Source organism: Celeribacter litoreus (assembly GCF_020165855.1).
In the GTDB taxonomy this organism is placed as follows: domain Bacteria; phylum Pseudomonadota; class Alphaproteobacteria; order Rhodobacterales; family Rhodobacteraceae; genus Celeribacter; species Celeribacter litoreus.
Window position 1 is genome coordinate 413,592 of sequence record NZ_JAIUFY010000005.1, and the last position, 20,572, is coordinate 434,163.

Consider the following 20,572-nt stretch of genomic DNA (forward strand, 5'->3'; position numbering starts at 1 on the left):
CGGTGAGCGGGTCTTTGTCTGTTTGAAGGGAGTGTCCGCCTTAGACGGAAGCTGCGCCGCCACCGCCATCGATCCGGTAGTAGGCGCCGGTGATGAAAGAGGCCTTGTCGCTCGCGAGGAAGAGCATCAGGTCCGCGATCTCATCAGCTTCCGCGTAGCGTTTGAGCGGCACGGAATTCTCGAACTGCTTGCGGGCCTTTTCCTCGTGACCTTTGGCGGCGTTGGTCTCGATTGAGCGCATCATCTGTGTGTCCACGCCCGAGGGGCAGACTGCGTTCACGCGAATGCCGTGGTCTGCCACTTCGAGGGCAACGGATTTGTTGATCCCGATGACCGCGTGTTTGGAAGCCACATAAGCGCTCATGCCGGGCGCGCCGAGCAGCCCGCCGTTGGAGGCCGTGTTGACCACGGCGCCGGATCCCTGCGCTTTCATCTGTGTGAGCACATGCTTTAGTCCGAGGAACACGCCGACGACGTTGATGTTGAGCACGGCTTCGTAGTTTTCGACGGTTTGTTCCGTGATCGGTTTGAAGCTGCCGTTGATGCCCGCGTTGTTCACAAACACGTCGATCCGGCCGAATTTTTCGACGGTTGCGTCGACGTAGGCTTTGACCTGATCCTCTTTCGACACATCTGCTGACAGCAACAGCGCGTCGGGCAGATCGCTGGCTGCTTTTTGGAGCGCGTCGAGCTTGAGATCCACGAGGGCGAGTTTCGCGCCCTCTTTGGCGAATTTGCGGGCCGCGGCGATGCCGATCCCGCCGGCTGCGCCGGTGATCAAAACGACTTTGTCTTTGAAATCCATAATGTACTCCTTTGCCCTTCGGGCTCTTTCTTTATTTGTACGGACCAAGGATAGGGCGGGGCTGCTGGGCAACGACGCGCATCCGTGAACAGGGGGAGCGCGCAGATGCAGATCTCGGGACGCAGTATTCTGAAAAGGCACGAAAAAAGGCGGCCCGTAGGCCGCCTCTCTATTGGTTCGACTGTCGCCGCGATTACGCGTGGATCGGGCCGTCGCCACAGGCCAGAGCGGCTTCGCGCACGGCTTCGGAGTAGGTCGGGTGGGCGTGGCAGGTCAGGGCGATGTCCTGAGCGGAGCCGCCGTATTCCATAGCCACACAGATCTCGTGGATCATGTCGCCGGCTGCCGGCCCGATGATCGCAGCGCCGAGCACGCGGTCGGTTTCTGCGTCCACGATCAGTTTGACGAAACCGTCACCCTGGAACACTGCTTTCGCTCGGGCGTTGCCCATGAAGGAGAACTTGCCAACTTTGATCTTGCGGCCTTCGGCTTTGAGGGCCGCTTCGGTTTTGCCGACGGTGGCAACCTCTGGCGAGGTATAGATCACGCCCGGGATGACGTCGTAGTTCACGTGGCCATGCTTGCCAGCGAGCACTTCTGCGACGGCCATGCCTTCGTCTTCGGCTTTGTGGGCCAACATAGGTCCGACGATGGCGTCACCGATGGCGTAGATGCCCGGCACGTTGGTTGCCCAATGCGCGTCGGTTTTGATCTGGCCGCGCTCTGTGAACTCGACGCCGATCTCTGCAAGGCCGAGGCCCTCGGTGAACGGCTTGCGGCCCGTGGCGACGAGAACGGTGTCTGCGTCGATCGTGACTTCGCTGTCGTCTTTCTTGAGCTTGTAGGTAAGCTTGGCTTTGCTCTTTGTGGTTTCGACGCCCTGAACGGCGGCACCGAGAACAAAGTTGATGCCCTGCTTCTCAAGCAGCTTTTTGAAAGAGCGCTGCACATCGCCGTCCATGCCCGGAGTGATGGCGTCCATGTATTCCACAACGGTCACTTCCGAGCCGAGACGGGCGTAAACGGAGCCAAGCTCGAGACCGATCACACCTGCGCCGATGACGACGAGTTTCTTTGGGATCTTCGGCAGTTCGAGCGCACCGGTGCTGTCCACCACGATGCCCGCGTCATTGTCGACTTCGACACCCGGAAGGGAGGTCGGCACGGAGCCGGAGGCGATCACGATGTTCTTTGCTTCGTGCACTTCGTCACCGACTTTGACTTTGCCAGCCGCCGGAATGGAGCCGTAGCCTTTGAGCCAGTCGATTTTGTTCTTTTTGAACAGGAACTCGATGCCGCCGGTGTTCTGACCGACAACGTCATCTTTGTAGGATTTCATTTGCGCCCAATCGACGGACGGGGCTTTGCCCTTGAGGCCCATGGTGGCGAAGTTGTGCTCTGCTTCGTGCAGGTGGTGCGTCGCGTTCAGGAGCGCTTTGGACGGGATGCAGCCCACGTTGAGGCAGGTGCCGCCGAGCGTCTCACGGCCTTCGACCACGGCGGTCTTGAGACCGAGCTGGGCGCAGCGAATGGCGGAGACGTAGCCGCCGGGGCCAGCGCCGATGATGATGACGTCATAGGATGCCATGGTTTTCTCCTTGGTAAGAATTCTGGAATTGGCGGGCCGCAATGGAGCAGGGCGCCAGTATGAGGGTCGCGACCTGAGCGCCACGCATATGGTGGGGCGTCAGGGTCATTCGTCTTTTGCTTTCGCGGCTTTAGCGTCGTCTTTCTGCACGGCCTGAACGAGCTGCATCGCCGCCAGAGCCATCCAGAATGCGCCAAAGATTTGGCCGATCATTGCAAAGTGGGCGTTGAGAATGCCGGAGCGACCGAAAGCGGTGGCGAGGATGAGCACGATGACACCGAGAACGAGCTGCACGGCCTGCATCTGTGCCGCATCGAGACGGGCGAGGGGGGATGTCTTGCTGTTAGTCTCTTGGGTCATGTGCGCTACACCGCTTTGCTATCGTTATTCAAGACGCGCGTGTCTGGTGAAGCTAGGGCACGCGTCTTTACAAAAAAGGAGGGCGGGCCGATGGGCCCGCCCGCTTTATTTCTTACAGATCCATCAGCAGGCGACGCGGATCTTCGAGTGCTTCTTTGACGCGCACGAGGAAGGTCACGGCGCCTTTGCCGTCGACGATACGGTGATCGTAGGACAGGGCGAGATACATCATCGGGCGGATTTTGATTTCGCCGTTGATGACCATCGGACGGTCCTGGATTTTGTGCATGCCGAGGATACCGGACTGCGGGGGGTTCAGGATCGGGGAGGACATCAGGGAGCCGTAGACACCACCGTTGGAGATGGTGAAGGTGCCGCCCTGCATCTCGGCCATGGAGAGTTTACCGTCACGGGCGCGGCGGCCTTTCTCGGCGATCTCTTTTTCGATCTCTGCGAAGGATTTGTCCTGAACGTCACGGAGCACCGGAACCACGAGACCCTGCGGCGTGCCAGCGGCGATGCCCATGTTCACGTAGTTTTTGTAGACGATGTCGGTGCCGTCAATCTCGGCGTTCACTTCCGGCACTTCCTGAAGCGCGTGCACACAGGCCTTCGTGAAGAAGGACATGAAGCCGAGACGGGCGCCGTGTTTCTTCTCGAACTGGTCTTTGTATGCGTTGCGGAGCGCCATCACCTCGGTCATGTCCACCTCGTTGTAGGTGGTGAGCATGGCGGCGGTGTTTTGGGACTCTTTGAGGCGACGCGCGATGGTCTGACGGAGTTTCGTCATTTTCACGCGCTCTTCGCGCGCTGCGTCTTCTGCCGGACGCGGAGCCGCAGGCGCAGCCGCAGGAGCCGGAGCAGCCGCCGGTTTGTTCAGAGCGTTGAGCACGTCTTCTTTCATGATGCGACCGTCTTTGCCGGTGCCGGAAACGGACGCCGGATCGACGCCTTTTTCAGCCATCAGCTTGTTCGCGGACGGAGCGTTTTCGACGTCTTTGCCACCAGCGGCTGTCGGAGCAGCAGGTGCCGGAGCAGCAGCCGGAGCGGATGCGCCAGCGCCGGTGGACATCTCAGCGAGTTTACCGCCAGCAGCCACGGTGTCGCCTTCGTTTGCGATGATCGCGGTCAGAACGCCAGCCGCCGGAGCGGGCACTTCGACGGAGACTTTATCGGTTTCGAGCTCGCAAAGCATTTCGTCGGCTTCGACAGTGTCACCAACAGCTTTGAACCAAGTTGCGACGGTGGCTTCGGTCACGGATTCGCCGAGCGTCGGGACCATGACGTCCACAGCAGCGCCACCAGCAGCCGGAGCTTCTTCGACCATCTCGGAGTGAGCGCGCGGTTTCACGTCTTCCGGACCAGCATTGCCTTCCTCGGAAAGGGTGGCGAGCAGGGCGTCAACACCAACGGTTTCGCCTTCGGCAGCGACGATCTCGCCCAGAACGCCAGCGGCAGGGGACGGGACCTCGACGGTCACTTTGTCGGTTTCCAGCTCACACAGCATTTCGTCTACGGCGACAGTTTCGCCCGGCTTTTTGAACCATGTTGCGACGGTCGCTTCGGTGACAGATTCACCAAGGGTTGGAACGCGGACTTCAACAGACATGTGATTATCCTTCGATGTTGAGCGCATCGTTCACGAGCGCCGTTTGTTGTGCTTTGTGCTGGGATGCCAGGCCGGTTGCAGGCGAGGCAGATGCGGCGCGGCCTGCGTAGACAGGGCGCGTGTGCTTGGCTTTGATGCGGGTGAGAACCCACTCGATGTTCGGCTCGACGAAGGTCCAGGCGCCCTGGTTCTTCGGCTCTTCCTGACACCAGACGATTTCCGCGTCTTTGAAGCGCTCCAGTTCCTTGACCATCGAGAGGGCCGGGAACGGGTAGAACTGTTCGAGACGCAGGATGTAGGTGTCATCCTTGCCAGCGGCATCGCGGGCCTCGAGAAGGTCGTAGTAGACCTTACCGGAACAGATCACGACGCGCTTGATGTCCTTGTCGGCTTTGAGCTTGAGCGAGGACTTGTCGGTGCCGTTATCACGATCCGCATCGTCCCAGAGAACGCGGTGGAACGAAGAACCGTCCGTAAAGTCGGCCGCAACCGAGGTCGCGAGCTTGTGACGCAGAAGCGATTTCGGCGTCATCAGAACGAGCGGCTTACGGTAGGAGCGGTGAAGCTGACGACGCAGGATGTGGAAGTAGTTCGCCGGAGTCGTGCAGTTCGCAACGATCCAGTTGTCTTCTGCGGACATTTGCAGGAAGCGCTCGAGGCGTGCGGAGGAGTGCTCCGGACCCTGACCTTCGAAGCCGTGCGGCAGAAGCATCACGAGACCTGACATGCGGAGCCATTTGCGTTCACCGGAAGAGATGAACTGGTCGAACATGATCTGCGCGCCGTTGGCGAAGTCGCCGAACTGGGCTTCCCAGAGGGTGAGTGCGTTCGGTTCTGCGAGCGAGTAGCCGTATTCAAAGCCGAGAACCGCATACTCGGAGAGCATGGAGTCGATGACTTCGTAGTGGGCCTGACCTTCGCGGACGTTGTTCAGCGGGTAGTAACGGTCCTCGGATTTCTGGTCGATGAGGCCGGAATGACGCTGGGAGAAGGTGCCGCGTGTTGAGTCCTGACCGGCAAGGCGGACAGGGTAGCCTTCGGTCAGGAGCGAGCCGAAGGCGAGCGCTTCACCGGTGGCCCAGTCAAAGCCTTGGCCCTCTTCGAACATTTTGGCTTTGGCTGCGAGTTGACGATCCACGGTTTTATGGATGTTGAAGTCATCCGGATAGGTGGTCAACGCACGACCGACCTGTGCCATGGTCTCTTCAGAGATCGCGGTTTGGCCGCGCTGGTATTCCTCGCCTTCGGCATTGAGGTGGGACCAGCGACCGTCGAGCCAGTCGGCTTTGTTCGGTTTAAACGTTTTGCCAGCCTCGAACTCTTCGTTGAGCATGGACTGGAAGGCAGCCTTCATGTCCTCGATCTCGCCCTCGGGGATGAGACCGTCTTTGACGAGGCGTTCGGTGTAGAGCTGGAGCGTCGTTTTGTGCCGCTTGATGTTGTTGTACATCGCCGGGTTGGTGAACATCGGCTCGTCGCCTTCGTTGTGACCGAAGCGGCGGTAGCAGAAGATGTCGATGACGACGTCTTTGTGGAACTTCTGGCGGAACTCGGTCGCCACTTTCGCAGCGTGCACCACAGCCTCCGGATCGTCGCCGTTCACGTGGAAGATAGGAGCTTCCACCATCAGGGCGATGTCGGTCGGGTAGGGCGAGGAACGCGAGAAGTGCGGCGCGGTGGTGAAGCCGATCTGGTTGTTCACGACGATGTGGATCGTGCCGCCGGTGCGGTGACCGCGCAAACCGGAGAGGCCGAAGCACTCTGCCACAACACCCTGACCAGCAAAGGCCGCGTCACCGTGCAGGAGCACAGGGATCACGGAGGTGCGTTCCGGGTCGTTGTTCTGGTCGGTTTTGGCGCGGGCCTTGCCGAGCACAACCGGGTTCACAGCTTCGAGGTGCGACGGGTTCGCTGTCAGGGACAGGTGAACCTTGTTGCCGTCAAACTCACGGTCGGAAGACGCGCCGAGGTGGTACTTCACGTCGCCGGAGCCGTCGACATCCTCGGGTTTGAAGGAGCCGCCCTGGAATTCGTTGAAGATTGCGCGATACGGCTTGGACATCACGTTGGCGAGCACGGAAAGACGACCGCGGTGCGGCATGCCGATCACGATCTCTTTCGCGCCGAGGTTCCCGCCGCGTTTGATGATCTGTTCCATGGCCGGGATGAGAGCTTCACCACCGTCGAGGCCGAAACGCTTCGTGCCCATGTATTTGACGTGGAGGAATTTCTCGAAGCCTTCTGCCTCAACGAGTTTGTTCAGAATGGCGCGACGGCCGTTCTTGGTGAACTGGATCTCTTTGCCGAAGCCTTCGATGCGCTCTTTGAGCCAGCCAGCCTGCTCCGGATCGGAGATGTGCATATACTGAAGGGCGAAGGTGCCACAGTAAGTGCGCTGCAGAACGTCGATGATCTGGCGCATGGAAGCGTGGGTCAGGCCCAGCACGTTGTCGATGAAGATCGGACGATCCATGTCGGCATCGGTGAAGCCGTAGGTTTTCGGATCAAGCTCTGGGTGCGGGGTCTCGTCGCGCATGCCGAGCGGGTCGAGGTCTGCCACGAGGTGACCACGAATACGGTAGGCGCGGATGATCATCAGAGCGCGGATGGAGTCGAGTACGGCGCGCTTGATCTGGTCCTCGGAGACAGCAACGCCTTTCTCGGCGGCTTTCTCTTTGATCTTCTTGCCGGCTTTCTCGGCGGCAGCGGGTTCGGCCCACTGACCATCAAGAGCGGCGGTCAAATCGTCGTTCGGAACGGGCGGCCAATCGGTGCGGCCCCAGGACGGACCAGCGGCTTCTGCGGTGACATCTTGAGCAGCATCACCGAGCGATGCAAAAAAATCTGCCCATGAAGCGTCCACGGAGCTCGGGTCTTGCACGTAATTTGCGTAGACCTGTTCGAGGTACTCCGCGTTGTGCCCCTGCATAAAGGAAGAGGCGTGGAAAATGTCGTTGGGGCTCTGGTCGTTCATCGATCTGACCTTATCTGGGGTGCGTTTCCGTTTGTCGGCAGGCACGCGTCGCCTTTTGTGGGTGCGCCTGCGCCCTCTTTCACAAAGGGCGCAGGCGAGAGTTGTCAAATGCGGACGGGCAATTAGCCCTTCGCGATGGCTTCCTGCACGGCTTCGCCGAGGGTAGCCGGGCTGTCAGCCACGATGATACCAGCGGATTTCATCGCTTCGATCTTGGACTCTGCGTCGCCTTTACCACCGGCGACGATGGCGCCTGCGTGGCCCATGCGGCGGCCCGGAGGGGCGGTGCGGCCAGCGATGAAGCCAGCGGTCGGCTTCCAGCGGCCTTTTTTCTTCTGCTCGGCGAGGAATTCGGCTGCTTCCTCTTCAGCAGAGCCACCGATTTCACCGATCATGATGATGGAGGTGGTTTCCGGATCGTCGAGGAACATGTCGAGCACGTCGATGTGCTCTGTGCCTTTGATCGGGTCGCCGCCGATGCCCACAGCGGTGGACTGACCGAGGCCGAGATCGGTGGTCTGTTTCACTGCTTCGTAGGTCAGGGTGCCGGAGCGGGACACAACACCCACGGAACCACGCTTGTGGATGTGGCCCGGCATGATGCCGATTTTGCATGCGTCCGGAGTGATGACGCCCGGGCAGTTCGGGCCGATGAGGCGGGAGCTGCTGTCCATAAGGGCGCGTTTCACTTTCATCATGTCGAGAACAGGGATGCCCTCGGTGATGCAGATGATGAGTTCGATTTCGGCGTCGATGGCTTCGAGGATCGAGTCAGCTGCGAACGGCGGCGGCACGTAGATCACGGAAGCGTTGGCTTCGGTCACGTGCTTGGCTTCGTGCACGGAGTTGAAGACCGGCAGGTCGAGGTGGGTGGTGCCACCTTTGCCCGGGGTCACGCCGCCAACCATTTTGGTGCCGTATGCAATCGCTTGTTCAGAGTGGAAGGTGCCCTGAGAGCCGGTGAAGCCCTGACAGATGACCTTGGTGTTTTCATCAATGAGAATAGCCATGTCTCTTAGCCCTTCACTGCTTTAACGATTTTCTGGGCGCCGTCTTTGAGATCGTCGGCTGCGATAACGTCGAGGCCGGAGTTGTTGATGATCTCTTTGCCGAGCTCCACGTTGGTGCCTTCGAGGCGGACAACGAGCGGAACCTGCAGGCCGACTTCTTTTACGGCTGCGATCACGCCTTCGGCAATGATGTCACAGCGCATGATGCCGCCGAAGATGTTCACGAGGATGCCTTTGACGTTGTCGTCCGAGGTGATGATCTTGAACGCTTCGGTCACTTTCTCTTTGGTCGCGCCGCCGCCCACGTCGAGGAAGTTGGCAGGCTCTGCGCCGTAGAGTTTGATGATGTCCATGGTGGCCATTGCGAGACCAGCACCGTTCACCATGCAGCCGATTTCACCGTCGAGCGCGATGTAGTTCAGGTCGTGCTGGGACGCTGCGAGCTCTTTCGGGTCTTCTTCGGTCTCGTCGCGCAGGCCAACGATGTCGGCGTGGCGGTAGAGAGCGTTGCCGTCGAAGCCAGCTTTACAGTCGAGGCATTTCAGGTCGCCGCTGTCGGTCACGATGAGCGGGTTGATTTCCAGCATCTCCATGTCTTTGTCGATGAAGAGGCGGTAGAGGTTGGAGATCAGAGCAGCGCACTGTTTGATCTGTTTGCCTTCGAGGCCGAGGGCAAATGCGACGCGACGGCCGTGGAAGCCCTGAAGGCCAGTTGCCGGGTCGATGGAGAAGGACAGGATTTTCTCCGGAGTGGAGGCTGCCACTTCTTCGATGTCCATGCCGCCTTCGGTGGATGCCACGATGGACACGCGGGAAGAGGCGCGGTCAACGAGCAGAGCGAGGTAAAGCTCTTTCTCGATGTCGGAACCGTCTTCGATGTAGATGCGGTTCACTTGCTTGCCTGCCGGACCGGTCTGGTGCGTAACCAGAGTGTGGCCGAGCATGCGGTTGGCTTCTTCTGCAGCTTCCTCAACGGATTTTGCGAGACGCACGCCGCCTTTTTCGCCTGCGCCGGCTTCTTTGAAGGAACCTTTACCGCGACCACCTGCGTGGATCTGGGCTTTGACGACCCAAAGCGGTCCGTCGAGTTCGCCTGCCGCGGTTTTCGCGTCAGCTGCATTGAGAACGACACGGCCGTCGGAGACCGGGGCGCCGTATTCCTTGAGAAGGGCTTTCGCCTGATACTCGTGGATGTTCATTAGAGATGTCCTCTCCCTGGTTCGATTGGCCAAGTGTGTGACATGACTTTGTGCAGGAAATAAACGCTTTTCTGGCCCGTTAGCGGTAAAACCCCTGTGTTTCTGCTTTTTGTGATCACACTTATAATTCGTGTGATCACAAAACCCCAGAATCATGTTTTTGGCGGGCGCGATGTGTTGCTGACGCAGGGGAAGCCGGGGATTCTCTCTGTCTTTCGCCTGCGACATCGGCAGTCCGAGGTGTTGCTTGTCGTCGTCTGGCACGTCGTCTAGGGTCGGGCTGCGTGTAAACGGTGACATGGAGACCAGCTTGCTGGAACAAAGAGACCTCTCTGACAATGCGACCCCTATGCCTCCCGGTTTGGAGTGGTTGCGAGAAGATTGTGAGTCGCGTGGCGGCTTCTTCATCGAGACCGAGCACCACATGATTTCATACACGCCGGGTAAAGATCGTCTGATTGTCTGCTTTGACAATCTCAACTCTGTGCGTGCAACAGAGAGGCGCGAACCTTTCGGTTTTCCGCTCTTCGTGAAAGAGGGCTGGGGGGTTCTCGGGGTGATGGTCAAACGGATGGACTGGTTCCAATGTCCGGACCTCAAAGAGCGCATGGTCGAAATCCGCGACAGTGGACTCTTCGATGCCTATGAAACTGTTGGCTTTTACGGTTCGTCCATGGGGGGCTTCGGCGCGATGGCCTTTTCCCCACTGGCCGGAGAGAAGGGGGTCGTCGTCGCCTTTGCCCCGCAATCGACCCTACGGCCACGGATCGTAAAATTCGAGCGACGCTATACGGCAGCGATGCGGCGCGGTGATTGGTCTGGCGATTACAATGATGTTGCCAATCATTTGAACGAGATCGGACGCGCCTACATCATTTTTGATCCCTATGTTGAAGAAGACCGCCTCCATGCGGCGCGAATGACCGGACCAACGATCGAACATCTTCCGGTCCGCAGCTTCACTCACAAAATCCCGCCAATGCTCAAGCGGATGGATATCCTCAAGACCGTCGCGCGCGAAGGGTTGAGCGGGCAAATGAGCCGTCGCCGGTTTTATCATTTGATCCGCGCGCGCAGAACGGCCGCGCCTTATCTGGTGGCATTGATTGACCGAGCACATGAACGCGGGCATACGCGTCTTGCCCACAGCGCGGCACGGGTGGCTGTAAAGCTCCGTAATAACTGGAAAACGCGCCATGCGCTGCGTCGCTTGAACGCGGCGGTCGCGGAGCTTGATGATGCTGCTGAATAACGTGGTGCCGATGTCGATCACGGCGACGGCGAACTGCTGAAAAGCGACGGTATCCCCCCTGCGCAGAACGCAGGTGTGAGCGAAGATTTCTGATCAGAGAGATTGATTGTGCAGATCAGACAACCGGGCGAAGACGTCCGGCTTCTTGATCCTTAGCAGGAAGGGGCAGCCAAACCTGCCTTGGTCCGTGCGTCGATCTGTTCGGAGATTTTGCGCACGCGATTGTCTTGCAGCAAGCGCGAGATATCGGCGCTGACCGGGGCCTCAGAGGTGAGATGGCCGCTTTCTCTATGCGAGTTGAAATTCTTCCTGCGATAAAACTCATCGTTGCGGGCAATCTGTTGCGGGTCGGTGTAATAGCCATCCCCACGTTGCTTTTTCAGAGCGAACATATCTGGCGTGCGTATCGAGAAATGAAGAACGTGCCCAAGTTTATAGGGGTCTTTGTTCGCGGACATGCGGTTGAAGGGCCTGCGGCGCCTGCGATTAAAGAAAGCTTCATCCATCGGCTTCTTCGCGGAGTTGATCGCGATGAATGATTCGGATGTGACGCCTTCTTTCAGAATGGTGCGGTGAATATCCAGCGCTTCGATGGCCTCTGACCAACGGAACAAGGTTTTCACTTGCGCCGAGTTCCCTTTCCACGAGGGCGCGGCGCCTGTGGACGCAGGAGAAATGTGACGTCCGGGCCAGGTTGTGTTGCCGCTGTCGCCCATGAAACGCCAGGCGATTGAAACGGACGACGCATTCTGACTTTCGGCGGTGGAGATAATGTCTGAGAGGCTTTCCCCGTTGGCAGGAAGGGCGCTTCGTTCTTTTGCGCGGAAAATAGCACGCGTCGTCCGCTGTCAGGTAATGTCTGTGCGCTCATCCAAGTCCCGCCCCAGGTATAAATTTTTTCGAAGTCTAGCGAATTGCCAAAAACAGAAAAATCCTGCTTTTCATCGGAGAGATTGATGGCGCTGTCCAAGAGCGGGCCGCCGCCATTCACATCTGAAATCCGGCCTTTGCAAAGAGTTCCGACTCCCGGGCATGGAGGGCGGCGTCGAACCCGTCGCGGCTCAGGTCGAGATCGGTGCAATCAAGCGGGGTGAACGGCGTCTCATCCAGTTTTCCGATCGTTGAGAGCACACCTGCCTGTTCGTCGGTGATGGACTGGACGCTCTTGATCATTTCGAAGATTGCGTCCGGCTGTCCCGCATGATCGCGGACGAATTGATACTGCGCTTCGCGTTCCGCTCCGAGGCGGCGTTTCGGGCCGGGGTAGTTTTCGTAGGCCTTGCGCAAGAGTTTGACCGCGTAGTGCAGGGGCGTCATTCCATCGAAATGGAGAAGCAGTCGTTGACGGCTTTTTGCCATCTCCGGAACTGATCCGTCCTCAGCCCGCATCATGTGGACGCCGAATTCGTAGGGCAGGCCGGTGGGGGCCATCGTTTTGCCGATCCGGTGGCCTGTGAGGCCGAAATGGAGAAACCGCGCGGACGGCCCGTAGAGGTGCGCCAAGTCTTCGGGCGCGAACGCCATTGGTGCGCGGAAGCCGCCTTCGAACAGGGAAGTTCCGGGGCTGTAGGGCAGATAGACCCGCTCGGAATTGCGCAGGGAGAGCGGTTGCCCCTCGGGCGTGTCGGCGAGGTTTTGGAGAAGCGTGTCTGCGTCGCGCACAAATTCATCTGCGTCACAGTGGAGCATCCAGCGGCACGACGTGGTGTTGTAGGTATGGGTCGCAATGAACTTTTGCCGTCCCGTGTGACGGTGCGGGCGATAGCCCTTGTTGTGCGTCAGCCAGAAGGTTTCGTCGAGAACGGTGAGAAAGACGCCCTCCCGCTGTCCTATCAAGTCAGCGATCTCGGGATTAGGGCGGTCGAGATAGAGATGCACCTCTTTCGCACCGAGTGCGAGGTGATGGCGCGCGAAGGCGGCAACGAGCGTGGCCGGCTCATCGACCATGGCTGCAATGGCCCAATCGTGTCCGCGTGACGTCATTCAGAAAAGTCCCAAAGAAAAACCCGCGCCGGTGAGGGCGCGGGTTCGATACTAGACAGGTTCCAGTGGCTTAGCCAAGGTTGCCGTCGATGCCTTTACAAGCTTCGACGAGGCCTTTCACGGCGTCGACGGATTTGTCGAACATGACTTGCTCTTCTTTGGAGAGTTTGATGTCGACAACTTTCTCGATGCCGCCAGCGCCGATGATGGTCGGAACGCCAACGTACATGCCGTCGAGGCCAAGCTCGCCTTCGCAATATGCTGCACACGGCAGAAGACGCTTCTGGTCTTTCAGGTAGGCTTCAGCCATCTCGATGGCGGAGGTTGCCGGAGCGTAGAATGCGGAACCGGTTTTCAGGAGGCCAACGATCTCTGCGCCGCCGTCACGGGTGCGCTGAACGATTGCGTCGAGTTTCTCCTGGGTGGTCCAGCCCATTTCCACCAGATCCGGGAGCGGGATGCCGCCAACGGTGGAGTAACGAACGGACGGAACCATGGTGTCGCCGTGGCCGCCGAGAACGAAGGCGGTGACGTCTTTCATGGAGACGTTGAATTCAACGGAGAGGAAGTGGCGGAAACGAGCGGAGTCGAGAACGCCAGCCATGCCGCACACTTTGTTTGCCGGAAGACCGGAGTACTGCTGCAGAGCCCAGACCATTGCGTCGAGCGGGTTGGTGATGCAGATCACGAATGCGTCCGGAGCGTGCTCTTTGATGCCTTCGCCAACGGACTTCATCACTTTGAGGTTGATGCCGAGAAGGTCATCACGGGACATGCCCGGCTTGCGCGGAACACCGGCGGTCACGATGCAGACGTCTGCGCCAGCGATGTCGGCGTAGTCCGTGGTGCCTTTGAGAGTCGCGTCAAAGCCTTCGGACGGGCCGGATTCGGCGATGTCGAGAGCCTTGCCCTGCGGGGTTCCTTCAGCGATGTCGAAAAGAACGACGTCACCGAGTTCCTTGATGGCTGCGAGGTGGGCGAGCGTGCCGCCGATTTGACCTGCGCCGATGAGGGCAATCTTGGGTCGGGCCATGTATCTGTCTCCAATCAGGTTTGTGAGATTGGGCGCATGGGTAGCGATTTGCACGCGATCACGCAAGGCTGCGCTGCGTTGCCGCGCAGAGGTTTTCGCTAGCGTTAACGCTAACCCCATTGTAAGGCAGGCATAAATACGGTGTGCTTTTGTACACATCACTCTATCTCCGGCGTGCTTCAAATGACGATAGATCCGAATTTTTTCATGTTCGCGATCCCTGCGGTGCTCTTCGCGGGGATGTCGAAAGGGGGCTTCGGATCGGCCGCGTCCTTTGCCGCGACGCCGTTTCTCGCACTGATTCTCGAGCCGGGGCAGGCCGTCGGTCTGATGTTGCCGCTCCTGATGGTGATGGATGTGACCGCCATCAAAATGTATTGGCGCAAATGGGATTTGCGGGTCGCGGGCGTCCTGATCGTGGGGGCCTTGCCGGGGATCATTCTGGGCACGCTCCTTTACGGATTTGCCGACCCGAATGTGTTCAAGTTCCTGATCGGCCTTGTCGCGGTCGGGTTTGTCATCTGGCAACTGGGTAAGTCGCGAAAGCTGTTTCCGCAGCCCAAACGCGAGATGGGCACGAAATCCGGCCTCTTCTGGGGCGCGATGGTCGGGATCACGAGTTTTATTTCTCACGCGGGCGGGCCGCCGGCCGCCGTCTATATGCTGACCAAGCGTCTCGACAAAATGACCTATCAGGCGACCTCCGTTCTCGTGTTCTGGGCGGTCAATATCATGAAGGTCGTGCCATATAGCTTTGTCGGGATTTTCTCCAAGCAGACGCTGACGGCAGACCTGATGTTGCTCCCGTTTGCGGTCTTGGGTGTGCTCTTTGGCGTGTGGATGCATCACAAGGTGTCGGAGAAGCTCTTCTTCGGCCTGACGTATGTCTTCCTCGCTGTGACGGGCACGAAGCTCATTTGGGAAGCTCTCGCCGCATAAGCGAAGTCGTTTATACTTAAGATCAACCTGTTTGGGGGCTGATCGGCACTGTTTGGAGGTGCTGTGGTCGCGGTCATTTCTGCGCTGCGGAAATTTAACCCTTGCGGATTGGTGCGTTTCTGTGGCCTCTTGCGCAACAATATTGCGGAGGAGAAGAATCAATGACCGAAGTCGCATCCCGTCCTTACCGTTCGGCGCTCTACATCCCCGGCTCGAAAGAGCGGGCCTTGGAAAAGGCAAAGACACTTGCCTGTGACGCGATCCTGTTTGACCTCGAAGACGCTGTGTCGCCCGAGGAAAAGGTGAACGCACGTGGCATGCTCGTCGAGGCGATGAAGGCCGGTGGCTATGGCAACCGCGCGAAGATCATTCGTGTGAACGGTTTTGACACGGAATGGGGTCGTGACGATGTGGCGGCTTTTGTGGGCGCTGATATCGACGGCATCCTGCTCCCGAAAGTGGAAAGCGCGGCGATGGTCGAAGAGCTTGCGCAAGCGATCCCCGATGTGCCGCTCTGGGCCATGATGGAAACGCCGCTCGGCATGATCAATGCGGCAGAGATTGCGGCGCATCCGCGTATGGCGGGCTTTGTTATGGGCACGAATGATCTCGCCAAAGAGCTCAACACACGCTTCCGCGCGGATCGGCTGCCGATGATGGGCGGGTTGCACATGTGTCTCATCGCGGCACGGGCCTACGGCATTGTCGCGCTCGACGGCGTCTATAACGCGTTCAAGGATGAAGAGGGCCTTCAGGCCGAATGCGAGCAGGGTCGTGACATGGGATTTGACGGCAAAACTCTGATCCACCCAGCGCAGCTCGCCATTGCGAACGCAGCCTTCGCGCCGACCGAGGCGGAGATCGATCTCGCCCAGCGTCAGATCGCGGCGTTCGAGGAGGCCGAGGCCAAGGGCGAAGGCGTTGCCGTTGTCGATGGGAAAATCGTGGAGAATTTGCATATTGTGACCGCACGCGCGACGCTCGCGAAACACGACGCAATTTTAGCCATGGAGTAACTTATGTCTCTGCTCATTCTCGGCCTGCTTATCTGGAGCGGGTCCCACCTCTTTAAACGACTCCTGCCAGAGCCCCGAGCGGCGCTCGGTGACAAGAAAAGCCCGGCACTCGTCGCGACGGGCAATCTGATCGGGGTCGTTTTGATGGTGGTGGGCTACCGGATGAGCGAGACATATGACCTCTACGCCCTGCCGCCGTTTCTGCGGCATTTGAACAACCTGCTGATGCTCGGCGCCGTCATCCTGTTCGGCCTCGGCAATTCCAAGAGCCGCCTGCGTGGAAAGATGCGTCATCCGATGCTCACGGGCGTGATCGTCTGGGGTGTTGCACACCTCTTGGTGAATTCGGATGCGGCGTCTCTCGTACTTTTCGGGGGGATGATTGTTTGGGCCTTTGCCGAGATGATCCTCATCAACAGGGCCGCGCCCGCGCCCGAACGCTATGCGGACGGCACGGTAAAGGGCGATTTGAAGCTTGTACTGATCAGTGTCGTGGTATTTGCGGTGATCGCAGGTATTCACACATGGTTGGGCTATTCGCCCTTCCCGATCTGAGGAGTTGAACATGCGGGCCTACAGGTTGCTCACAGAAGAAGACACATCCGCGTTCTGTCACAAGGTGACGGACGCATTGAACAAGGGGTGGGAACTCTACGGAGACCCGTCCTACGCCTATGACGGCAGCACCGGAAAGATGCGCTGCGCTCAGGCGGTCATAAAGGAGGCCGAGGGAGAGTATTCGCCCGAGGTGAAATTGGGAGGACTATAGGGTGAAAACCAATCCGGGACGTTTCTTTGAGGATTATAAAGTCGGTCAGGTGATCGAGCACGCTGTGCCGCGCACCGTGTCGGGCGGGGAGCGGGCGCTCTATCATGCGCTCTATCCTGCGCGTCATGCGCTGTATTCCTCGGACGAATTTGCGGAAAGCTGTGGCTTGGACAAAAGCCCGGTTGACGATCTGATCGCGTTCCACGTGGTCTTTGGCAAAACCGTTCCGGATATCTCTCTTAATGCGGTTGCGAACCTCGGCTATGCCGAAGGGCGTTGGCTGAAACCTGTGTATCCGGGTGATACGCTTCGGTCCGTGTCTGAGGTGATCGGTCTCAAGCAGAACTCCAACGGGAAATCCGGTGTGGTCTATGTCCGCACGAAGGGCATCAATCAGTTCGATGAAACAGTCCTCGAATACGTCCGCTGGGTGATGGTCCGTAAACGCGACCTCGATGCGCCTGCTCCTGAGACCGTGATCCCCGAGTTGAAAAAAGTCGTGTCGGCGGACGAGCTCGTCCTGCCGGAAGGGCTCGATATGCTCCGCTATAACTTTACTCTTGCAGGGGAGCAGCACCGGTTTGCCGATTACGAGATCGGGGAAAAGATTGACCACGTCGACGGCGTGACGATCGAAGAGGCCGAGCACATAATGGCCACGCGTCTCTGGCAGAACACGGCGAAAGTGCATTTCGATGCGACCAACCGAGAAGACGGCAAGCGCCTAATCTATGGCGGTCATGTGATTTCGATGGCGCGGGCGCTGTCCTTTAATGGTCTGGCGAATGCGCAGATGATCGTGGGTCTCAATGGTGGGGCGCACGCGAACCCGTGCTTCACCGGCGATACCGTGCGGGCCTATACCGAGGTGCTCGACAAGGCGGAAACGAACGCGCCGGGTGTTGGGGCATTGCGCTTGCGTCTAGTGGCCTACAAACACGGTGCACCCGAGTTCGCCTACAAGACGGATGAGGGTAAGTATCATCCGGACGTGCTTCTGGATCTAGACTACTGGGCGGTGGTGCCTCTCTAAACGCCACAGTTGCAGAATTTGTGATCGCAAACATCCGGGGTCGTGCAGAAATGCGCGGCCTTTTCCACTGATTCAGGGTGTCATCGCCTTAAAAAATCCCTATTAAAACTGTCGGGAAAGTTTTGTGCGCGAACATGTGATCACACCTGCTTTCTTGTGATCACAAAGTGCGGTCACAAGCGATTTTCTTCTGCATTATCCGTCCCAAACGGGGGCTGTTAGCGCTCACAGGTGGTGACTTCATCGCCAAAACGTAGCATACGAAGAGCAACCTAAATGCATCAATCGTGAAAGGACGCCAACATGGCTGATGTGAATCGCGGCAACCGACCGCTCTCTCCCTTCATGATCGGACCTTATTATCGACCGCAGATGACGTCGATCTCGTCGATCATGGTCCGTATCACCGGCATTGCATCGCTGGGCTCCATTTTCCTCGCGATCTGCTGGTTGCTTGCGGCAGCCAGTTCCGAGTCGGCTTTCAACTTTTTCAACGGAATCTACGGCAGCTTCATCGGGAACATCCTGATGCTCGCAGCGGCCTGGGCGCTCTGGTACCACATGCTGGGCCGCGTTCGTCACGTGATCTGGGATTTCGGCTACTGCTTGGATGTCGAGACGTCCGAGAAAATGGGCTGGGGCATGTTCATCGGGGCGACCGCCCTGACCGTGCTGACCGCCGTTGTGTTTCTGATTTTCTGAGGGGATAGCCATGAACTTTCTCACTGACCGTAAACGTGCAACGGGTCTGGGATCCGGCGGAACCGGCGCGGAGCATCATTGGCTGACGATTGCGACCTCTATTTCGCTCGTCATTCTCGTGCCGCTCTTCATCTTCACTTTCGGCTACGCCGTCGGTCATTCTTTCGAAGAAGCTCTGAGCTTCTACAGCAGCCCCTGCATCGCAATCATCACGGCGCTCTGCCTCGTGGGGAGCATCATTCACCTCAAAACCGAAGTGGACGAAGCTGTCGAAGACTACGTCGGCGGCATCAAGCGCAAGCTGACGCTGATCGCCGTGGCGGGCTTTTGCTACACGCTGATGGCGGCTGGCCTCTTCGCCCTTTTGAAACTCGCCATTCAGTGATGCGCGGCAAGGAATAAAGATAATGACAGTAGCATATGAATATGAAACCCACGAATACGACGTGGTCGTTGTTGGCGCCGGTGGGTCCGGTCTGCGCGCGACGCTCGGCATGGCTGAGCAAGGTCTGCGCACGGCCTGTGTAACCAAAGTTTTCCCAACGCGCTCCCACACCGTTGCCGCCCAAGGTGGTATCGCCGCATCCCTGTCCAACATGGGGCCGGATAGCTGGCAGTGGCACATGTATGACACGGTCAAAGGCTCTGACTGGCTCGGTGACACCGATGCGATGGAATACCTCGCGCGTGAAGCTCCGAAAGCCGTTTACGAGCTCGAGCACTACGGAGTGCCGTTCTCCCGCACGGAAGAAGGCAAGATCTACCAGCGTCCGTTCGGTGGACACACCACCGAGTTCGGTGAAGGCCCGCCGGTTCAGCGTACCTGTGCGGCTGCTGACCGCACCGGTCACGCGATCCTGCACACCCTTTACGGCCAGTCCGTGAAAGAAAAAGCAGAATTCTACATCGAATACTTTGCGCTCGATCTGATCATGTCGGAAGACGGCGAATGTCAGGGTGTTCTCTGCTGGAAACTCGATGACGGCACCTTCCACCTCTTCTCCGCGAAGATGGTTGTCCTTGCGACCGGTGGTTATGGCCGCGCCTACTTCTCCGCGACGTCTGCCCACACCTGCACCGGCGACGGTGGCGGCATGGTGGCCCGTGCGGGTCTCGCGCTGCAGGATATGGAATTCGTCCAGTTCCACCCGACCGGCATCTACGGCTCCGGCTGTCTGATCACCGAGGGTGCCCGCGGTGAAGGCGGTTATCTGACCAACTCCGAAGGCGAGCGCTTCATGGAGCGTTACGCGCCGACCTATAAAGACCTCGCACCGCGCGACTACGTGTCCCGCTCCATGACCATGGAAATCCGCGAAGGTCGTGGTGTGGGGGAGCATGGCGACCACATCTTCCTGAACCTCAGCCACCTTCCGGCCGAGGCTCTGGCAGAACGTCTGCCGGGCATCTCCGAATCCGCGAAAATCTTCGCCGGTGTGGACGTAACGAAAGAGCCGATCCCGGTTCTGCCGACCGTGCACTACAACATGGGCGGTATTCCGACCAACTATCACGGTGAGGTTCTGAACCCGACCAAAGACGATCCGACCGCCGTTGTGCCGGGTCTGATGGCTGTGGGTGAAGCGGGCTGTGCGTCCGTTCACGGTGCAAACCGTCTCGGCTCCAACTCGCTGATCGACCTCGTGGTGTTCGGTCGCGCCGCCGCAATTCGCGCCGGTAAAGTCGTTGATCGCGCCGCATCGAACCCGAAGCTCAACATGGCATCTGTCGAGAAGGCCTTCGACCGCTTCGACAGCCTCCGTCACGCGAAGGGTGCAATCCCGACCGCAGAGCTGCGCCTCGAGATGCAGCGCACCATGCAGGCCGACGCAGCCGTGTTCCGCACCGACAAAACCCTCAAAGAGGGCGTCGAGAAGATGACCGCCGTGGCTGGCAAAATGGGCGACGTTTCCGTCACCGACCGCAGCCTCGTGTGGAACTCCGATCTGATGGAAACACTCGAGCTCACCAACCTGATGCCGAACGCTCTGGCCACCATCCACGGTGCAGAAGCCCGCAAAGAATCCCGCGGCGCCCATGCACACGAGGACTACCCGGAGCGCGACGACAAGAACTGGCGTATCCACACCATTTCGCGCGTCGATGGCAATCAGGTCGAACTCAGCTATCGTCCGATCATCGAGGCCCCGCTGACCACCGAAGAAGAAGGTGGCATCAGCCTCGCCAAGATCGCGCCGAAAGCGCGGACGTTCTAAGACACTACGCCCCCGAAGGTTGTCTTTCGGGGGCGAAATTATCAACAATCGGTCAAACGAGACAAAACGTGGACTTGTATCCGC

At 58.8% G+C, this 20,572-nt stretch carries 19 protein-coding genes; 9 read left to right on the top strand and 10 right to left on the bottom strand.

From position 1 onward, the window contains the following. Positions 1–40 precede the first annotated feature (40 nt). The 7 genes from LA304_RS03960 to sucC all read right to left on the bottom strand — a co-directional run bounded on the left by LA304_RS03960 (position 41) and on the right by sucC (position 9,545). A complete protein-coding gene (locus LA304_RS03960; protein ID WP_224501820.1) occupies positions 41–805 on the bottom strand; it encodes an SDR family NAD(P)-dependent oxidoreductase in 765 nt (254 codons plus the stop codon). Positions 806–998: 193 nt separating this feature from the next. Beyond that, entirely contained in the window at positions 999–2,393 is a 1,395-nt protein-coding gene (gene lpdA / locus LA304_RS03965; RefSeq protein WP_224501821.1) for a dihydrolipoyl dehydrogenase, read from the bottom strand. Between the two features lie 105 nt (positions 2,394–2,498). Further along, a complete protein-coding gene (locus LA304_RS03970) occupies positions 2,499–2,753 on the bottom strand; it encodes a hypothetical protein (RefSeq protein WP_224501822.1) in 255 nt (84 codons plus the stop codon). 112 nt (positions 2,754–2,865) lie between these two features. Continuing rightward, complete coding sequence (gene odhB, locus LA304_RS03975; protein WP_224501823.1) at positions 2,866–4,362, bottom strand: 2-oxoglutarate dehydrogenase complex dihydrolipoyllysine-residue succinyltransferase; 1,497 nt, start codon at positions 4,360–4,362, stop codon at positions 2,866–2,868. 4 nt (positions 4,363–4,366) lie between these two features. Next, entirely contained in the window at positions 4,367–7,336 is a 2,970-nt protein-coding gene (locus LA304_RS03980) for a 2-oxoglutarate dehydrogenase E1 component (RefSeq protein WP_224501824.1), read from the bottom strand. Between the two features lie 122 nt (positions 7,337–7,458). After that, entirely contained in the window at positions 7,459–8,346 is an 888-nt protein-coding gene (sucD, locus tag LA304_RS03985) for a succinate--CoA ligase subunit alpha (RefSeq protein WP_224501825.1), read from the bottom strand. A 5-nt stretch (positions 8,347–8,351) separates the two neighbouring features. Further along, on the bottom strand, positions 8,352–9,545 hold the full coding sequence (gene sucC, locus LA304_RS03990) for an ADP-forming succinate--CoA ligase subunit beta (RefSeq protein ID WP_224501826.1): 1,194 nt from the start codon (positions 9,543–9,545) through the stop codon (positions 8,352–8,354). 424 nt (positions 9,546–9,969) lie between these two features. Here sucC and LA304_RS03995 point away from each other — a divergent pair, with 424 nt between their 5' ends. Further along, a complete protein-coding gene (locus tag LA304_RS03995) occupies positions 9,970–10,797 on the top strand; it encodes a hypothetical protein (protein WP_224501827.1) in 828 nt (275 codons plus the stop codon). Positions 10,798–10,949: 152 nt separating this feature from the next. Here the strand turns inward: LA304_RS03995 and LA304_RS04000 are convergent, their stop codons facing one another. The 3 genes from LA304_RS04000 to mdh form a co-directional block, all read right to left on the bottom strand. Next, positions 10,950–11,513 carry a hypothetical protein gene (locus LA304_RS04000; RefSeq protein WP_224501828.1) on the bottom strand — a complete coding sequence of 188 codons (564 nt, stop codon included), beginning with the start codon at positions 11,511–11,513 and terminating at the stop codon, positions 10,950–10,952. A gap of 271 nt (positions 11,514–11,784) precedes the next feature. Next, positions 11,785–12,780, bottom strand: a complete 996-nt coding sequence (locus LA304_RS04005) for a glycosyltransferase family 2 protein (protein ID WP_224501829.1) — start codon at positions 12,778–12,780, stop codon at positions 11,785–11,787. Positions 12,781–12,850: 70 nt separating this feature from the next. Beyond that, on the bottom strand, positions 12,851–13,813 hold the full coding sequence (mdh, locus tag LA304_RS04010) for a malate dehydrogenase (protein WP_224501830.1): 963 nt from the start codon (positions 13,811–13,813) through the stop codon (positions 12,851–12,853). Between the two features lie 207 nt (positions 13,814–14,020). Between mdh and LA304_RS04015 the strand changes: the two genes are divergently transcribed. The 8 genes from LA304_RS04015 (at position 14,021) to sdhA (ending at position 20,488) form a co-directional block, all read left to right on the top strand. Then, positions 14,021–14,752 carry a sulfite exporter TauE/SafE family protein gene (locus LA304_RS04015; protein WP_224501831.1) on the top strand — a complete coding sequence of 244 codons (732 nt, stop codon included), beginning with the start codon at positions 14,021–14,023 and terminating at the stop codon, positions 14,750–14,752. 161 nt (positions 14,753–14,913) lie between these two features. After that, complete coding sequence (locus tag LA304_RS04020; protein ID WP_224501832.1) at positions 14,914–15,768, top strand: HpcH/HpaI aldolase/citrate lyase family protein; 855 nt, start codon at positions 14,914–14,916, stop codon at positions 15,766–15,768. A gap of 3 nt (positions 15,769–15,771) precedes the next feature. After that, entirely contained in the window at positions 15,772–16,323 is a 552-nt protein-coding gene (locus LA304_RS04025; protein ID WP_224501833.1) for an NnrU family protein, read from the top strand. 10 nt (positions 16,324–16,333) lie between these two features. Next, a complete protein-coding gene (locus LA304_RS04030; protein ID WP_224501834.1) occupies positions 16,334–16,537 on the top strand; it encodes a DUF1737 domain-containing protein in 204 nt (67 codons plus the stop codon). A 1-nt stretch (position 16,538) separates the two neighbouring features. Beyond that, a complete protein-coding gene (locus LA304_RS04035) occupies positions 16,539–17,570 on the top strand; it encodes a MaoC family dehydratase (RefSeq protein WP_224501835.1) in 1,032 nt (343 codons plus the stop codon). Between the two features lie 303 nt (positions 17,571–17,873). Next, the gene (sdhC, locus tag LA304_RS04040) at positions 17,874–18,272 is read left to right on the top strand and encodes a succinate dehydrogenase, cytochrome b556 subunit (protein WP_224501836.1); all 399 of its coding nucleotides are present in this window, start codon (positions 17,874–17,876) and stop codon (positions 18,270–18,272) included. Between the two features lie 10 nt (positions 18,273–18,282). Next, positions 18,283–18,657, top strand: a complete 375-nt coding sequence (gene sdhD, locus LA304_RS04045) for a succinate dehydrogenase, hydrophobic membrane anchor protein (protein WP_224501837.1) — start codon at positions 18,283–18,285, stop codon at positions 18,655–18,657. A gap of 22 nt (positions 18,658–18,679) precedes the next feature. After that, a complete protein-coding gene (sdhA, locus tag LA304_RS04050) occupies positions 18,680–20,488 on the top strand; it encodes a succinate dehydrogenase flavoprotein subunit (RefSeq protein WP_224501838.1) in 1,809 nt (602 codons plus the stop codon). Positions 20,489–20,572: the final 84 nt, after the last annotated feature.

Coding starts and splice junctions, on each gene's coding strand:
- sdhC (WP_224501836.1), top strand. CDS start 17,874: ATGGCTGATGTGAATCGCGGCAACCGACCGCTCTCTCCCTTCATGATC.
- LA304_RS04015 (WP_224501831.1), top strand. CDS start 14,021: ATGTTCGCGATCCCTGCGGTGCTCTTCGCGGGGATGTCGAAAGGGGGC.
- LA304_RS04000 (WP_224501828.1), bottom strand. CDS start 11,513: ATGGGCGACAGCGGCAACACAACCTGGCCCGGACGTCACATTTCTCCT.
- sucC (WP_224501826.1), bottom strand. CDS start 9,545: ATGAACATCCACGAGTATCAGGCGAAAGCCCTTCTCAAGGAATACGGC.
- LA304_RS03995 (WP_224501827.1), top strand. CDS start 9,970: ATGATTTCATACACGCCGGGTAAAGATCGTCTGATTGTCTGCTTTGAC.
- lpdA (WP_224501821.1), bottom strand. CDS start 2,393: ATGGCATCCTATGACGTCATCATCATCGGCGCTGGCCCCGGCGGCTAC.
- LA304_RS04020 (WP_224501832.1), top strand. CDS start 14,914: ATGACCGAAGTCGCATCCCGTCCTTACCGTTCGGCGCTCTACATCCCC.
- LA304_RS04030 (WP_224501834.1), top strand. CDS start 16,334: ATGCGGGCCTACAGGTTGCTCACAGAAGAAGACACATCCGCGTTCTGT.
- sdhD (WP_224501837.1), top strand. CDS start 18,283: ATGAACTTTCTCACTGACCGTAAACGTGCAACGGGTCTGGGATCCGGC.
- LA304_RS03980 (WP_224501824.1), bottom strand. CDS start 7,336: ATGAACGACCAGAGCCCCAACGACATTTTCCACGCCTCTTCCTTTATG.
- sdhA (WP_224501838.1), top strand. CDS start 18,680: ATGACAGTAGCATATGAATATGAAACCCACGAATACGACGTGGTCGTT.
- LA304_RS04005 (WP_224501829.1), bottom strand. CDS start 12,780: ATGACGTCACGCGGACACGATTGGGCCATTGCAGCCATGGTCGATGAG.
- odhB (WP_224501823.1), bottom strand. CDS start 4,362: ATGTCTGTTGAAGTCCGCGTTCCAACCCTTGGTGAATCTGTCACCGAA.
- LA304_RS03960 (WP_224501820.1), bottom strand. CDS start 805: ATGGATTTCAAAGACAAAGTCGTTTTGATCACCGGCGCAGCCGGCGGG.
- mdh (WP_224501830.1), bottom strand. CDS start 13,813: ATGGCCCGACCCAAGATTGCCCTCATCGGCGCAGGTCAAATCGGCGGC.
- LA304_RS04025 (WP_224501833.1), top strand. CDS start 15,772: ATGTCTCTGCTCATTCTCGGCCTGCTTATCTGGAGCGGGTCCCACCTC.
- sucD (WP_224501825.1), bottom strand. CDS start 8,346: ATGGCTATTCTCATTGATGAAAACACCAAGGTCATCTGTCAGGGCTTC.
- LA304_RS03970 (WP_224501822.1), bottom strand. CDS start 2,753: ATGACCCAAGAGACTAACAGCAAGACATCCCCCCTCGCCCGTCTCGAT.